This window comes from Paenibacillus sp. 2TAB26, assembly GCF_052115145.1.
Lineage (GTDB): Bacteria > Bacillota > Bacilli > Paenibacillales > Paenibacillaceae > Pristimantibacillus.
The window spans coordinates 121,099-136,199 of sequence record NZ_JBFRGC010000015.1 but is presented as its reverse complement, the minus strand read 5'-3'; the positions used below and the strand labels follow the sequence as shown (position 1 = coordinate 136,199).

Genomic DNA, 15,101 nt, shown 5'->3' with positions numbered 1-15,101 from the left:
TATTCTTCGCCCCCTCCTACTTTTTTGTTGATGCCTTCTCGTCTGCCCAGTAAATTTCGGAAATAACTGCTGCTAGCGCATCCGCTGTTCGATAGGACTCTTCGAGGGTGTTGTCTACGCCCCCTACTTCTATAAGGACATTATCCTCAGCTAGCGATTGATTGTATTCGGCATTGCCTGATGAGGCTGTTTTGCCCCAAATTCCGCGAGAGATGCCTGGATATTTTTTTTCGAGCGCTTCATGAATTTTTGTCGCAAAGGCTTCATTTTTTTCCCAATTGGGATTTTTATGGCCGATAATGAAATAAACCTGCGCATAGCTTTTGCCATCAATATCGATGGTCGTTTCTTTCCGCCTCTGCGAGTCCCGGTGAAGATCGAAGAAAAACTTCAAATCCTTGCTGCTGGCAATGGCTTCTTTCACCGTTTTCATCGAATATTTATAGGAATAGTTCCAATCATAACCTTTAATCGCCGTTGGATAATCGGTGTTCGAGTGCTGTGCGCCTACACCCTTCTCCTCCAGCTTCTGGGCAAGTCGTTTGCCAACCAGTGTAATATTTTTTGTACTAGAATTCGGATCTTTCTTCTTGTCTGTCAGCTCAGGGTACCAGGATTCGCGATTATGCGAGTGATAGATAAAAGCCACTTTTTTTCCGCCAGTCGTAGGTTTCGCCGGCTCCCCGTTATCACCTTCGCCAGTTCCTGAAGATGGCTTGTCTGTCTGTACCGGCAGCGGCTCCTCCTCATTTCCTTCTGTCGTCCCATTATTCGATACATCTGTTCCTGTATCCTCATGCAATTCGCCAAGCGGATCATATGTAATCGGTGCATTATCTTCCGGCCCCACCGCTGTATCCGTACCGATGCCTTTGCGTATTAAGTAAGCATCATTAACCCCCATGCCAGGCAGCTCGCCTGCAAGCAGGCTTTTGGGATCGTTAGGATTAATATCTGTTAAAGCTCTCATAAGAAACGCGCTAATTTGCTTTGATGTAAACGTATCTGTCTCTCGACTGCTTTGAAATGCAGGCATCTCCATCTCTAGCATATCCCCAAAAAAACCGCTCGATACAGCAGCAGCAAAACCTTTCATTGAATTTACAGGCGAAGCTGTCGTTTGCTGATGCGCCATACCCGCTGCTCCTAACAAAATAAAAAATACCATTGAGCAAAATGAGAGCAACGCGAATGTACGTCCCGTTACTAGCAATTGTCTCACTCGTCTACTTTCCTTCCCTATATCAAGCAGCATAATTTTTCTTTTCATTGGTTTATTACCTCCCGCTTCATAGTGCTAGCCCATTAGTCACTACTAAACTATGAGAGTGATAGAGTTCATAGAACCAAATCTATGTGGAATAATTAGCGTTGATAGAGTTATAGGGATACAAAATAGCGAATCGCGCAAAAAAAAGAAGCTGTCCAAAGGTTATGCCTTTAGAAAGCTTCCTTCTTAATTATCCTAGGAATTTAATGCGTATACGCCGCAACATTGCTTGAATCAACCGCTTCGTGCAGCGATGCATTTAGCCCGCTTGCTATAATGTTGGCGATATCCTCTATAAATTCATCAATTTCCTTTGGCGTAACCAGCAGATCATGGCCAAGCGGGCTGAGCACTTCCCTGACAAGCTGCAGCCTCTCGTTTTCTTCCATCTGATTTACCAAACCTAAAATTTGATCCGAGTTTGCGCTTTGTTTCTTAAAATGACTGCTCATCATCTCAAGTGTGTTGTTGACGATGGTCGAAGCATAAACAACGGTAGGCACTCCGATCGCAATGACCGGGACACCTAAAATTTCTTTTGTAAGCCCTTTTCGTTTATTCCCGATGCCAGAGCCTGGATGAATGCCTGTATCTGCAATTTGGATCGTTGTATTCACTCTCTCTAATGCTTTAGATGCCAATGCATCAATCGCAATGACGAGTTCCGGACTCGTCTTCTCAACGATACCTTGAACGATTTCACTGGATTCAATACCCGTTATGCCAAGCACTCCGGGCGCTACCGCACTTACGGCACGGTAACCAGGCGCCACTTGATCAGGCATCAGCTCGAAAAAATGGCGAGTGACCATTACATTCTCAACAACAATTGGACCAAGCGCATCAGGCGTAACATTCCAATTGCCTAAACCTACAATTAGAACTCGCGCTGTTTTACTTATGGACAACCGTTCAAGGAAAGCTTCAAAATGTTTGGCAAACTGTGTCGCCACCCTATCCTGCAGTCCCGTATCCCCTTTTCGCAGCTCCGGAACCTCAATCGTCACATAATGCCCTTGCATTTTGCCAATGGCCTGAGCGCCTTGTTCGTTTTGAACATGCAACTGCGTAATCGTTATTCCTTCATCTTCAGAAGTTTCGGATTGTATGCCTGGTATAGGCCCGCCGCTTGGCGCCTCTGCCATCTCCTTCGCTTCAAGCGCCAAGTCTGTTCTAACATTATATTTTTGCAAATCAAGTTCGTTCTCCATTGCTCATTCTCCCTTCAAACACCAGTTCTGATGTTATTGTTTGCAGATGGATTATTTTCATACTCGTAGATGAGCCTTCATCCTTACGGAATACAGTTTTTATAAGGAGCTGCCTGCTATTGCTTTTTGAGGAGTGGCATGATAATATACTTTAAGTTGTGTTGTCTAGGTTTATGATGTAGATAAACCGTTGTAAACAGTTTAGGAGGTGAATTCCATGCCAAATATTAAATCCGCGATTAAACGCGTTAAAACAAGTGAAAAGCGTCGTGCTTTGAATGCATCCCAAAAATCCGCACTTCGTTCGGCCGTTAAATCTGCTGACCAAGCTATCGCTGGCACTGATGTAGATGCTGCTAAAGCAGCTCTTATCGCTGCAACGAAAAAGTTGGACAAAGCAGCAACTAAAGGCCTGATTCATAAAAATGCGGCTTCCCGCAAAAAATCTCGTCTTGCTAAACGTCTGAATGCCCTTTCGGCTCAAGCCTAAGCAAGATAACCGCTCATACGAATGACGTTGTCCATCTGGTCAACTGAAATTCGTTTAGCACAACAAAAAAAGCTTCACTGCTCTTATCGAGCGGTGAAGCTTTTTTGTTGTTCCATGCTGCTTATCAGCTTTTCACATAAAAAAAAGGCAATGGAAAGAACGCTATGCGCCCTTCTCCATGCCAAGTGAAAGCAAATACAGCTCTAAACCGAGCGTTTTATCAATTGCTCCGGTTTTCATTTTATAATCGAGATCTGCAAGTGAAGCCAGCAGCCTGCCAAGTCTAGCCACTTGAAATTTCCGGCTTTTCTCCGCGGCAAGCTTGACTGCGTATGGATGCAAGCCTAATTGGCCAGCCATTTGCTGAGGGGAATAGTGATGCTGCTCCAGCTCTTTGATTTGCAGCATGATTCTTAATTGCCTAGCGATAAGAGCGGCGATCTTGATTGGTTCTTCACGACGAACCAGCAATTCTCTGTATAGACGAATAGCCTTGTCAATGCGAAGCTCAGCGATCGCATCCACAAGCGCAAATACGTCCTCCTCAACTGTTGCTGCAGTTAGCATAGATGCCGTCTCTACATCAATGACACCGCCTGTTCCCGCGTGCAAGCACAGCTTGTCCACTTCCTGCGACAATTGCTGCATATTCGCTCCAGCGCGTGATAGGAGCAGCTCAGCCGCATCTGAAGACAAGGTTCTTTGCTGATCTGTTGCCCGCTTAATCATCCATTGCTTAAGCTGAGCCGCATCGAGTTCAGGGAACGGAACTAAGGAATGACGATCCTTTAACGTTTTTACAAGCTTTCGACGTTCATCCAGCTTCTCTGATTGGACAGAAATAACGATAATGGATGTCTCTGAAGGATACTCCATATACTGAATCAGCTTCTCAGGACGATGTTCAAGCTTTCCGCCTTCCTTGCCTCCAGCACACAGCACAGTCGCATCTCGTATCAAAATCAGCTTCCGCTGCACAAAAAAAGGCGAGGTTTCCGCTTCAAGAACCGCTTCTTCAATCGAGGTTTCCGCTGTATCAAATTTAACAATGCCAAGCTCTCGCTCCTCAGCTGTAAACATCGCCTCGGTCAATACGTTAATAAATTGCTGCAGCCGATAACGATCCTTGCCATACAGCACATAAATGGGACGGAAGCGTCCGCCCTTTATTTCTTTTAATGCTTCCTTTGCATCCATACCTTCACCTCGTCACGAGTAAGTACAATTAGACGGCAACAAAGGGATGAGCCATATAAAGCCTCATCCCTTTGCCGAACATCTATATAAACATTCGCAGGCAGGTCCATGGTACCGCCCTGCGGATGGTCATACGACGTTAAGGATTCGTCGCAGACACTATCGCTGCTAACATTATACGCATAAATCGATATAAATGTGCGTAATAACCCTTAATTTTTGCAGACCGCAATCTGTGCTGAAGCGAGCAATTTCTAAGTTAATGCCCTGCCTTCTGCTCCGTCAGCGTAGATAAATCGATCACATACTTCTCAATTGCTCCTTGTTCAACATGAACCTCGTAGGTCAGTTTTTTGCTGTCCTCAGACCAGACCAGATTGAGCAGCTCACCGTTTTTGCGCGGTGATGTGAAGACGACAGATTGATCGGCAGCAGCAACAACTTTAATTTTAAAATTTTCAGCCTTGCCGCTATAGAGGCCATCGGGTGAAACCGTTGCCGTGCTGTTCGTATTCACACCTAAACCATTCTCGCCTTCCTTTTCAACCAATCCTTCAGAAGGATTCGAAGTTAAGCCTTTGACTGAGCCATCCTCAAATGACCCACCATCAGACGCTTTGTCTTCATTGGTTAAAGGATTGATTGCGGTACTCTTGGACGTTGGCGATGAATCGGCTTCTTTATCTTTATTTGTCGTTTCCGTCTTCACTTCTGGGTCTTCAGCACCGTTAGCGCTCGGTCTATAAGACATTTCCACTGGCGTTTCGCTCATCATATCAGCCGCGACGTTATTCGATCGCTTGGCTGAAGATTGTGATGCATTCATATCGCCAATCGAGTCTGAATTATACGTTACGATAAACAGGCCTGCAACGATTCCGGCTGCGATCACACCACTCATAATGCGCATGGACGGCCAGCGGCGTTGACGCTTCGAAAGACGTTTTGTTGCTTCCGTTCTGCTAACCATGGATGGCGGTTCCGCTTCAGCCTGACCAAACAGTTCCATCCGCTCTAATTGAGGCATAATCGCATCGACTAAGCTATAGCTCGGCATAACTTTTGGCAAACTGGTAAGCTCGGCGGACAATAGCTGTAACCGCTCGAACATGGCTGCACAGTCCGGACACTGTCTAGTATGATTCATCAAGACTTCGATTTCGCTTTCATCGAGATCGTTGTCTAGCTGTCTTTGCATTAGTTCCATCACCTCTTGACAATTCATCCCCGGACACCACCTTTCTGATAATCATGGAGTAAAGTCTGCAGCTGTTGCCTAGCTCTGAATAAATAGGATTTCACTGTATTGAGCGGCAAATCGAGCGAATCTGCAATTTCATTGTAAGAGAAATCCTGTAAATACCGAAGGACGACGACCGCACGATGATGCTCAGGAAGCTTGTCGATAGCGGCTTGAATGTCTTTAACAGCGTAAGCAGACATTACCTCGTCCTCCACGTTTTGTTTTTCGTGGAATACCATGTCGTGCTCATCTATTGAGACGGTCGGTTTATTTCTCCGAAACTTGTCAATGCAAATGTTGGTTACAATACGTTGAATCCATGTTTTGAACTGCGCTTTTTCTTCGTACGAGCCTATTTTTGTATAGATGCGAATTAGCGCTTCTTGCGCTGCATCAAGGGCATCCTGTTCATTATTTAATATATAATAGGCTGTCCGATAAACATGCGTTTCAATCTCTCGCAATAGAGTAATTAAAGCGTCGCGATCTCCCGACTGAGCGGCTCTTATAAGCTCCGGCTCCACCACGAAGGATCCCCCTCTCTTGCAACCATTCTGACGAACTGGTTGCGGTAAAAGTTGCAGATAAATTAGAAATATTACTTTATTTTTTTTAGTAAGTTTTAACAAGCAGAGCGATTGTCCCCAAGCGGACCGTCTTGAATGCACGAAGCAGGAAAAAACCATAAAAAATTTACAGATACTCGCTATGCTGTGAAAGAATCGAAATAAACTCCACATTAAAGGATACCAAATTTCAACTAACTCGTATATAGAAAGAAGTCGAATACCTTTGAAAACGGCTCGACTTCTTTATTCCTAAGTATGAATGATTTTCATATGATATGCGAATTTAGGTACGGAAAGATGAAAGCAGGCTTTCTATCCGCATTTTTTCGATACCCGCCTTACTTAATTTTTGTATACGTAAATAAATCTTGGCTGGTTACAATAAACCGTACCTCGCCATCACGATCTGTTCGCCACAAAGCGGTTCCCGCTTGATTTAATCGAGAAATCACATCTGGACTAGGATGGCCGTAGGTATTTGTCGCTCCAACAGAAGCTACTGCTCCAAGCGTACGCCAATAATCGAGCCACTCTGTGCTTGTTGAAAAACGACTGCCATGATGTGCAACCTTCATAACTGAGACAGTCTTTTCATTTGAATCCATTATATTTTGCTGCCGCTCATTTCGTATAATGGCGCGTTCCGTGGCTGCATTAATATCACCGGTAAACAAGAAGACCGACTGAAATAGCTGAACACTAAGCACAACACTGGCTTCATTCTGCTCCTCAAGGTGAGCCACCGCTTCCTCTTTTTGCGCCAATGGCCACAGAACGCTTATCTTCGTATTTGCATCTACCTGCTGCTTCATGCCCGCAGACGCGCTGTACATTGGAATTCCCAGCGCAAGTGCTTGCTTAATAAGCTGCTGAGCATCATCTGCTTCCTTCACCGTTCCATTCCACCAAATGCTGCGTATTGGAATCGTCTCCAAAACCGCTTTTAAACCACGGATATGATCGCTATCCAAATGTGAAATGACGAGGATGTCAATCTCGCGCACGCCTCTTTTCATTAGTAAAGGCACAAGCACCTTTTTCCCAATTTCAAAAGGGTCGCTCCGCTCCTTCCACTCTTCTCCCGGCTTGCGGAAGCTCATCGTACCTCCGCCATCGATTAATATATGCTTGCCGCCGGGTGTTCGGATATGTACAGCATCGCCTTGACCAACATCAATAAAACTAACCTCTGCCTGACGGTTAAATAAATCCGGTTTAAAGGCATAAAAAATCATAATCAAAACTAACGCTAACAGCAGATATAGGCTGATCCTTAGCTTTTTACTGTTTTCTTTAACCACTATGTAAGGATGAACCGTTCCAATTGGCGCTGTCTCCTCTATGATCGCTGCTTCTTCCTCATGTTTCGCAGCGATTTGCATCGTCCAACTGCGCAAAATCCGAAATATAACACAAAATATAATCAGCCAAGCTGCCACCCACCAAAGAGGCGGAGTTGCCCAAATCGTCCTTAGTGAATCCACTTCGGACAGCTGCTCGACGAAAGCAAACGTCCATTCATTCGCGAAATGCGAGAAATAGGCCAGCAGCTTGCCGCCGCCCTCCCAAGGTATTGCAAGCAGGAGCGATACTGCGCCTAGCGGCATAACGACAAAGCTGATGAACGGAACGAGCACAAAATTCGCGAGCATAGACAACACATGAAACTGATTGAAATAATAGATCGTCAGTGGAAAAGATACAATCTGTGCTACGAGCGTAACCGCTGCCAGATCAAGCAGCGATTTTCCTCTGCGCCACCTCGGCATCGCTTGCCGTACAGGCTGGACTCCGACAATTAGACCGATCGTTACAATGAACGACAGTTGAAAGCTGACATCCTCGATAAAATAGGGATCATAAATAAGCATGAGCACCGCAGCAGCAGCTAACAGATGCAGCCCATCCTTCAGCTTACCCATACGGGCTGCCAATAGCCCAAGAACGGACATTAGACCCGCGCGGACAACCGATGGGGACGCGCCGGCAAGCAGCACATACAAGGGAACGGACAACATGAGGATGAGCAGCATTCGTTCGCGGCTTATACGTGCGAGGCGCAGCAGACCGCTAAGCGCATAAAGGAATACAGCAACATGGAGGCCCGAAATCGCTAAAATATGCGTTAAACCAAGCCTTGAAAATTGCTGGAACTGCTCTGGATCGAGGTCCTCGCGAATGCCGAGGACCAGCCCCTTCATGTATCCGGACTGCGAGGACGGATACAGCTGTTCCATCTGCGCGCCAAGCCATGCGCGCGCACTGTCGACGCGGCCAAGCAGCGCGGCCGCGGTCCACTTGGGGCCCGGCGCCGGCTTTACGGCGGCGGTGCCCTTCACTTTGAGCAGCCAGTGGATTCTCTGGCTGCTGAGGTAGCGGCGGTAATCAAATCCGCCGCTATTGGATGCGCCAGCCGGCCGCGTAAGCTCGCCGGCAAGGCGTACTTTGGCGCCGCGCTGCCAAGCCGCGGCGATGGCCTGCTCCGGCTGTTCCATCAGCCGGACATGCACGATCAACCGCTCGCGCAACGGCTGCGCAGCGGCTTCACCCTGAACGTGGATGCTGTGCGCCTCCACGCGAAACATCGCGCGGTCGCCGTCGACCTCCACCGCCGATACAATAACGCCCTCCGCTTCCGCCGCATACGCAGCTCGCGGCCCATCCGCCTCAGCGGCGGCAAGCAGTGCTGGCAGCGCAGTCACGTTGCGGGCATCCGCCCATAACCGCTCTCCTGCGGCAAGGCACACTGCCAAAGCACAAGCTGCCGCGAGCTGCCACGTCGCTTGCTTGCCAAGCACTGCGGCGGTTGCGAGCATTATTCCCGCTCCCGCCGCAAGCCAAACGCCGCTGCTGTTCAAACCAGCAGCAGCCGCGCTCCCAAATACCCAACAAATCGCAAACCAAATTAAAGGACGTCGATTCACCTCTAGCTCCCTCCAATTCGCAAAGCCTCATAACAAAAAAAGAACCTCTGTCGCATCAAAAGATGCAATCAGAGGTTCCTCCTCGTTTCTACTATTTAATGAACAACGCTATGATGTTACATCCATATGCGCCTGAGCAGGTGGCTCGTAATGATCCAAACAACGGAAAACAATACCTTTCTGGGCCATCATATTGCTCACCTTTTCACTGTCTTTCGGATAACTGCGATGATAGACAATTTCGATAACACCGCTGTTTGCAAGCATGTTAGCGCATGTCCAGCAAGGCTGGTCGGTTACATAAACGGTTGAGCCTTCGCGATCGGTACGATCGGTGAACAGCAGCAAATTTTGCTCCGCATGTATCGTTCGAATACAGCGTTGTTTCTTGAATGGCTGCTCCTTGCCGTCGACCAGCTTCATCTCAACTTCCTCCGAAATCATGCAGCCTGCCTCGAGACAATCCTGCACGCCCATCGGAGCGCCGTTATACGCTGTGCCAAGCAGTTTTTTTCCTTGTACAAGAACAGCTCCAACATGTCTGCGCGGACAACGCGAGCGCGTCGAAACCATATAGGCAATATCCATGAAGTAGGTGTCCCAGTCCTTGCGGTCGGCATCCTTCGTTTGGGTGCTCATAACTCAACTTCCTCTCTCATGCTGCATCTGATGATCTCTGGTTGCATTTATTTATTGTATATTTCTTCGTTAACGCTTCTTACTAAAACGTTTAGTCTTAGGCTTGGCTGGCAGCAATGGCTTGYTCAATATCCGCCAAAATATCATCAATGCCTTCTGTACCGATCGATAGACGAATCATGCCTGGAGAAACGCCTGCATTAGCTTGCTGTTCCTCAGACAATTGCAGATGTGTTGTGCTTGCCGGATGAATAATTAGCGACTTGGAATCGCCGACATTCGCCAAATGCGAGAATAGCTGAACGGAGTTGATTACTTTCTTGCCCGCTTCTACTCCACCTTTGATGCCAAATGTCATAATAGCGCCTTTGCCCTTCGGCAAATATTTTTGTGCAAGGTCATAAGATGGGTGGCTTGGAAGTCCTGGATAGCTAACCCACTCAACCGCTTCATGGCCTTCCAAATATTCAGCTACCTTTTGCGCGTTTGAGCTATGGCGTTCCATCCGAAGATGCAGCGTCTCAAGTCCTTGAAGCAATAGGAAGGAGTTGAAAGGTGAAATGGCCGCACCCATATCTCTTAGCAATTGGACGCGTGCTTTAATGATATAAGCGACAGGGCCAACTGCATCGGTATAAACAACGCCATTGTAGCTTGGATCTGGCTCAGTAAGACCAGGGAATTTGCCGCTGGCTTTCCAGTCAAACTTGCCGCCGTCTACAATGATACCGCCGATTGATGTTCCATGTCCGCCGATAAATTTAGTCGCGGAATGCACCACAATGTCTGCTCCATGTTCAATCGGTCTGCACAAGTACGGGCTCGGGAATGTATTGTCCACGATAAATGGAATGCCATTCTCATGTGCAATTGCAGCAACCGCTTCAAGATCGATCACATCGCCCTTCGGATTTCCGATCGTTTCAGCATACACTGCTTTCGTACGCTCGTTGATTGCTCCGCGGAAGTTTTCCGGATTCGACGGATCAACAAATCTTACAGTGATGCCAAGCTTTGCAAGCGTCATTGAGAATAAGTTGTAAGTGCCTCCGTACAGGCTTGTAGCGGAAACGATCTCATCGCCAGCTCCTGCAATATTTAGAATCGCGTATGTAATAGCCGATTGACCAGAAGCAACTGCCAATGCTGCCGGAGCACCCTCTAATTCAGCTACACGTTTCTCAAAAACATCCGATGTCGGGTTCATGATTCGGGAGTAAATATTTCCAAATTCCTGCAATGCAAATAGATTCGCTGCATGATCTGTATCTTTGAATCCGTAAGATGTCGTCTGGTAGATAGGTACTGCGCGCGACAACGTAGTCGGATCGATTTGCTGACCTCCGTGGACGGATAGTGTATCGAGGGAAAGCTTGCGTTGTTCTGACATTTTCTCGACTCCTTCAAATGAGTTAATAGATAATGGCAAACGGAAGTTGTAAATGTCCGCTTCTTTCCATTCTCTCACAATTATGGACGAGCTACAATGCTGTCTTCCAATCCTTTTAATAGTTTTTCTCCAATTCCCTTGACACGGAGTAAATCATTAACGGTCGCAAATTTGCCGTTTCTTTCTCTATCTTCAATAATTGCTTTTGCTTTGGACGGTCCGATTCCTTTCAAATCATCAAGTTCCGCCTCCGTTGCGCGGTTGATATCAAGCTTTGCTGCATTATCCTTGCCCGCCTCAGCAATCGGCACTGCTGGCGCAGTGGATACAATCGTATCATCCTTTAAAGAAGCTTTCTCATCCGGCTCATTTCGATGATCAACACCCGCAGCTGATGCTTCTTGCTCCTTTTCCGGAATCATCTCCGTATCCTTCTTGTTCTTTACGTCTTCTTCACCCGCATCTGCTGCATCAATTGCAGCGACTGCAGATTTCACAGCATCGTTTAAAGGTACCCAATCACCTGTTTCCTTCTGCTTAGGCTCCATAAAAGCAGCTGCCAGCAATATAGCTGCAGCAAGTATTAAAATAGAAGCAAATATAATGGCTTTGCTAGAAATCGTTCCAGTTAAAGGCTTCACTTCTTCACTCTCCTTTGAAAGCGACGAATTATTTGGTAATTAGTGACATATGAAACAAGTCCTGCGGAATAAGGTAAGAGAGCACACGAAATGAGTACGGCTATTGAAATTTTCACTCGGGATTTGTTCGCATATAACCTTTCTCTACAAGTTAAAGCAGGTTATGTGCGCGCCAAACCTATAGGAGGGTTCAGCATGAATGTCGGATTTATCGGGACGGGCACAATGGGAAGCCTGCTCATTGAAGCTTTGATCGCATCTGGTGCATTATCACCAATACAAATTGCCGTCAGCAACCGCACCTTTGCAAAAGCGCAAGCCTTGGCCAACCGTTATTCCGGCATGAGAGCCGAATATACGAATGCTGCGGCTGCCTGCGGCTGCGATATTGTTTTTTTGTGCGTAAAGCCTTTGGAGTTTAAAAAAGTGGTCGATGATTTGAAGGCAACTATTCGACCAAATCAGATTGTCGTATCTATAACGAGTCCTGTCCTTATCTCTCATCTCGAAGGGGAACTCGATTGCAAGGTAGCTAAGGTTATTCCGAGCATTACAAATTATGTATGGAGCGGAGCATCGCTTTGTATTTATGGGGAAACGATTGATGAGAATGATATGGCTCATCTGGAGGACTTATTATCCCATATTAGTCAGCCGCTGCGAATAGATGAGAATTACACACGCATCGTATCCGACATTTCAAGCTGCGGACCAGCTTTTATGTCTTTCCTGCTTGAGCAATTTGTGGATGCTGCGGTTGCAGAAACGGGTATAAGCCGTGATGAAGCGCTGCGTGTTGCAAGCGCCATGCTGCTCGGAACCGGCTTGCTGCTGACCGAAGGCGGCCTTACACCAGCAGAGGTGCAAGAGAGAGTTGCCGTCCCTGGCGGCATTACAGCCAAAGCGCTAAACCTGCTGCGCCGCGAGACAGAAGGAGTATTCAATCAACTCATCCGTACGACACATGCAAAGTTCGATGAAGATGTGGTCAAGGTTTCGACCGCCTTTATAGGCGAAGAGGTGAACGGTCAATAGCTGTTCTTCAGCTAATGCCCGCTCACCTCTTCTGTTTGTCTTAATTAGCAACGATATTAACTAGCTTGCCTTTTACCGCAATGACTTTACGGATTGTTTTGCCGGCAATCAGCTCTTGCACCTTCTCAAGTTCTTTCGCTATGCTTTCCATCTCAGCAACGTCCATATCAGCTGCAATGGAGATGCGATCTGCGATTTTACCATTTACTTGTACGACGATCTCAACCTCTTGATCGACCGTCCAAGCTTCTTCGAACGTCGGGAACGCTGCATACGTAAGCGAATCCGTGCGTCCCAGCTTCTCCCATAGCTCTTCCGCGATATGCGGCGCAATTGGAGAAATCAATTGAACGAATTGCTCCATTGCTGCTTGCGGAAGCACATCTGTTTTGTAGGCTTCGTTTACAAAAATCATGAGCTGGCTGATTACGGTGTTGAAGCGAAGTCCCTCATAATCATCCGTAATTTTTTTGATTGAACGATGCCATGTGCGCTTGAATGCATCACTTGTTTCGCCATTGCCGATTTTGGCATTCAAGCTGCCATCCTCGTTCACGAACAAACGCCATACACGGTTAAGGAAACGATATGTTCCTTCCACACCATTGGTATTCCAAGGTTTCGTTGCTTCAAGCGGACCCATAAACATTTCGTACATACGTAGCGTATCTGCGCCAAACTCGTTTACGATATCATCTGGATTGATAACATTTCCACGCGATTTGGACATTTTTTCGTTATTGTTTCCAAGGATCATGCCTTGGTTGACAAGCTTATGGAACGGCTCCTTTGTATCTACAACGCCGATATCATAAAGCACCTTGTGCCAGAAACGAGCGTAAAGCAGATGCAGTACAGCATGCTCAGCGCCACCGATGTAAAGGTCAACCGGCAGCCATTGCTTTTGCTTCTCTGGCGAACAAAGCTGTTTGTCGTTTTTAGGATCGATGAAGCGCAGGTAGTACCAGCAGCTGCCAGCCCATTGCGGCATCGTGTTCGTTTCACGGCGAGCCTTCATGCCCGTTTCAGGATCGATCGTGTTCACCCATTCCGTAACGCTGGCAAGCGGTGATTCCCCAGTTCCTGAAGGAGTGATAGCATCAACATCAGGCAACAGAAGCGGAAGCTGATCCTCAGGAACAGTCTTCATCGTACCATCCTCCAAGTGAAGGATCGGAATCGGCTCACCCCAGTAGCGCTGGCGGCTGAACAACCAATCGCGCAGGCGGTAAGTGATTTTCCCTTTTCCTTTGCCCGACGCATCCAGATGCTCTATCATTTTCGCAATCGCTTCTTCATTCGTCAAACCGTTCAAGAAATCGGAATTGACATGAATGCCGTCGCCTGCATAAGCTTCTTTCGTAACATCTCCGCCTTGCACAACCTCAACGATTGGCAAATCAAATTGCTTAGCAAATTCCCAGTCGCGAGCGTCATGACCTGGAACAGCCATAATAGCACCCGTTCCATAACCAGCAAGAACATAATCTGCGATCCAGATTTGTGTTTTCACGCCATTAACGGGATTAATGGCATAAGCTCCTGTGAACACGCCTGACTTGTCTTTCGCCAAATCAGTACGCTCCAAATCACTCTTGCGCGATGCTGCCAGTTGATAAGCTTCAACTGCTTCTTTTTGCTCTGCCGTTACGATTTTTGCAACAAGCTCATGCTCAGGAGCGAGTACGCAATAAGTCGCGCCAAACAATGTATCTGGACGAGTCGTAAATACGACCAATGCGGAATCATGACCGTCAATCTCAAAGGTAACCTCAGCTCCTTTGGATTTTCCAATCCAGTTGCGCTGCATATCCTTAATGCTTTCTGTCCAGTCCAGTTCTTCCAAATCATCCAACAAACGATCTGCGTATTCTGTAATTCTCAAAATCCACTGACGCATAGGCTTGCGAACAACGGGATGATTGCCCCGCTCACTTAGGCCGTTAATAACCTCTTCATTGGCAAGCACCGTTCCAAGAGCCTCACACCAGTTAACTGATACTTCAGCAACATAAGCGAGTCCTCTGTTGTACAATTGGATAAAAATCCATTGCGTCCATTTATAATATTCAGGATCGGTTGTACTAATCTCGCGATCCCAATCGTATGAGAAGCCAAGTGATTTTATTTGTCTGCGGAAATTATCGATGTTTACAAACGTAATATCGCGCGGATGCTTTCCTGTATCAAGCGCATGTTGCTCAGCAGGCAATCCGAACGCGTCCCAGCCCATTGGATGAAGGACATTATAACCTTTCATTCTTTTGTAGCGAGACACGATATCCGTCGCTGTATAACCTTCTGGATGTCCTACATGCAAGCCAGCTCCAGATGGATATGGAAACATATCTAATGCGTAAAACTTTGGTTTTTCAGCATCCTCTGTCGTTTGAAACGTTTTGTTTTTATCCCAAAATTGCTGCCATTTCGGCTCCACAACAAGCGGGTTATAGCCGTGAAATTGCTGTTCTTGACTCATGTGCTCATATCCT

General features: G+C 46.9%; 12 protein-coding genes. 2 read left to right on the top strand and 10 right to left on the bottom strand.

Going from position 1 to position 15,101, the window contains the following annotated elements; all coding sequences use genetic code 11:
* Positions 1 to 16: 16 nt before the first annotated feature.
* On the bottom strand, positions 17 to 1,270 hold the full coding sequence (gene spoIIP, locus AB4Z50_RS18585; protein WP_441881051.1) for a stage II sporulation protein P: 1,254 nt from the start codon (positions 1,268 to 1,270) through the stop codon (positions 17 to 19).
* Between the two features lie 203 nt (positions 1,271 to 1,473).
* Complete coding sequence (gene gpr / locus AB4Z50_RS18580) at positions 1,474 to 2,481, bottom strand: GPR endopeptidase (RefSeq protein ID WP_339203486.1); 1,008 nt, start codon at positions 2,479 to 2,481, stop codon at positions 1,474 to 1,476.
* A gap of 217 nt (positions 2,482 to 2,698) precedes the next feature.
* On the opposite strand from gpr, the gene rpsT reads away from it, so the two are divergent.
* Positions 2,699 to 2,971, top strand: coding sequence for a 30S ribosomal protein S20 (gene rpsT / locus AB4Z50_RS18575; RefSeq protein WP_053376847.1), 273 nt, complete (start codon positions 2,699 to 2,701; stop codon positions 2,969 to 2,971).
* 162 nt (positions 2,972 to 3,133) lie between these two features.
* Here the strand turns inward: rpsT and holA are convergent, their stop codons facing one another.
* The 7 genes from holA to AB4Z50_RS18540 form a co-directional block, all read right to left on the bottom strand.
* Positions 3,134 to 4,168, bottom strand: a complete 1,035-nt coding sequence (gene holA / locus AB4Z50_RS18570) for a DNA polymerase III subunit delta (protein ID WP_076266863.1) — start codon at positions 4,166 to 4,168, stop codon at positions 3,134 to 3,136.
* Positions 4,169 to 4,427: 259 nt separating this feature from the next.
* Positions 4,428 to 5,375, bottom strand: a complete 948-nt coding sequence (locus tag AB4Z50_RS18565; RefSeq protein ID WP_441881085.1) for an anti-sigma factor family protein — start codon at positions 5,373 to 5,375, stop codon at positions 4,428 to 4,430.
* Positions 5,376 to 5,389: 14 nt separating this feature from the next.
* The gene (locus AB4Z50_RS18560; protein WP_053376850.1) at positions 5,390 to 5,938 is read right to left on the bottom strand and encodes an RNA polymerase sigma factor; all 549 of its coding nucleotides are present in this window, start codon (positions 5,936 to 5,938) and stop codon (positions 5,390 to 5,392) included.
* Between the two features lie 380 nt (positions 5,939 to 6,318).
* Complete coding sequence (locus AB4Z50_RS18555) at positions 6,319 to 8,904, bottom strand: DNA internalization-related competence protein ComEC/Rec2 (protein ID WP_441881050.1); 2,586 nt, start codon at positions 8,902 to 8,904, stop codon at positions 6,319 to 6,321.
* Between the two features lie 108 nt (positions 8,905 to 9,012).
* Positions 9,013 to 9,543 (bottom strand): deoxycytidylate deaminase, encoded by a 531-nt coding sequence (locus tag AB4Z50_RS18550; protein WP_076266860.1) that lies wholly within the window; start codon positions 9,541 to 9,543, stop codon positions 9,013 to 9,015.
* A 97-nt stretch (positions 9,544 to 9,640) separates the two neighbouring features.
* On the bottom strand, positions 9,641 to 10,933 hold the full coding sequence (locus AB4Z50_RS18545) for a homocysteine synthase (RefSeq protein ID WP_076266859.1): 1,293 nt from the start codon (positions 10,931 to 10,933) through the stop codon (positions 9,641 to 9,643).
* Between the two features lie 80 nt (positions 10,934 to 11,013).
* Positions 11,014 to 11,574: a ComEA family DNA-binding protein gene (locus tag AB4Z50_RS18540; protein WP_441881049.1), complete on the bottom strand. Its 561-nt coding sequence runs from the start codon at positions 11,572 to 11,574 to the stop codon at positions 11,014 to 11,016.
* A gap of 195 nt (positions 11,575 to 11,769) precedes the next feature.
* Between AB4Z50_RS18540 and comER the strand changes: the two genes are divergently transcribed.
* Positions 11,770 to 12,609: a late competence protein ComER gene (gene comER, locus AB4Z50_RS18535; RefSeq protein WP_441881048.1), complete on the top strand. Its 840-nt coding sequence runs from the start codon at positions 11,770 to 11,772 to the stop codon at positions 12,607 to 12,609.
* A gap of 40 nt (positions 12,610 to 12,649) precedes the next feature.
* On the opposite strand, the gene leuS is transcribed toward comER, so the two are convergent.
* Complete coding sequence (gene leuS, locus AB4Z50_RS18530; protein WP_441881047.1) at positions 12,650 to 15,088, bottom strand: leucine--tRNA ligase; 2,439 nt, start codon at positions 15,086 to 15,088, stop codon at positions 12,650 to 12,652.
* Positions 15,089 to 15,101 lie beyond the last annotated feature (13 nt).

Bases quoted from the DNA above. Each gene is read 5' to 3' on its own strand.
- spoIIP (WP_441881051.1), bottom strand. From the start codon at position 1,270: ATGAAAAGAAAAATTATGCTGCTTGATATAGGGAAGGAAAGTAGACGA.
- gpr (WP_339203486.1), bottom strand. From the start codon at position 2,481: ATGGAGAACGAACTTGATTTGCAAAAATATAATGTTAGAACAGACTTG.
- rpsT (WP_053376847.1), top strand. From the start codon at position 2,699: ATGCCAAATATTAAATCCGCGATTAAACGCGTTAAAACAAGTGAAAAG.
- holA (WP_076266863.1), bottom strand. From the start codon at position 4,168: ATGGATGCAAAGGAAGCATTAAAAGAAATAAAGGGCGGACGCTTCCGT.
- AB4Z50_RS18565 (WP_441881085.1), bottom strand. From the start codon at position 5,375: ATGGAACTAATGCAAAGACAGCTAGACAACGATCTCGATGAAAGCGAA.
- AB4Z50_RS18550 (WP_076266860.1), bottom strand. From the start codon at position 9,543: ATGAGCACCCAAACGAAGGATGCCGACCGCAAGGACTGGGACACCTAC.
- comER (WP_441881048.1), top strand. From the start codon at position 11,770: ATGAATGTCGGATTTATCGGGACGGGCACAATGGGAAGCCTGCTCATT.
- leuS (WP_441881047.1), bottom strand. From the start codon at position 15,088: ATGAGTCAAGAACAGCAATTTCACGGCTATAACCCGCTTGTTGTGGAG.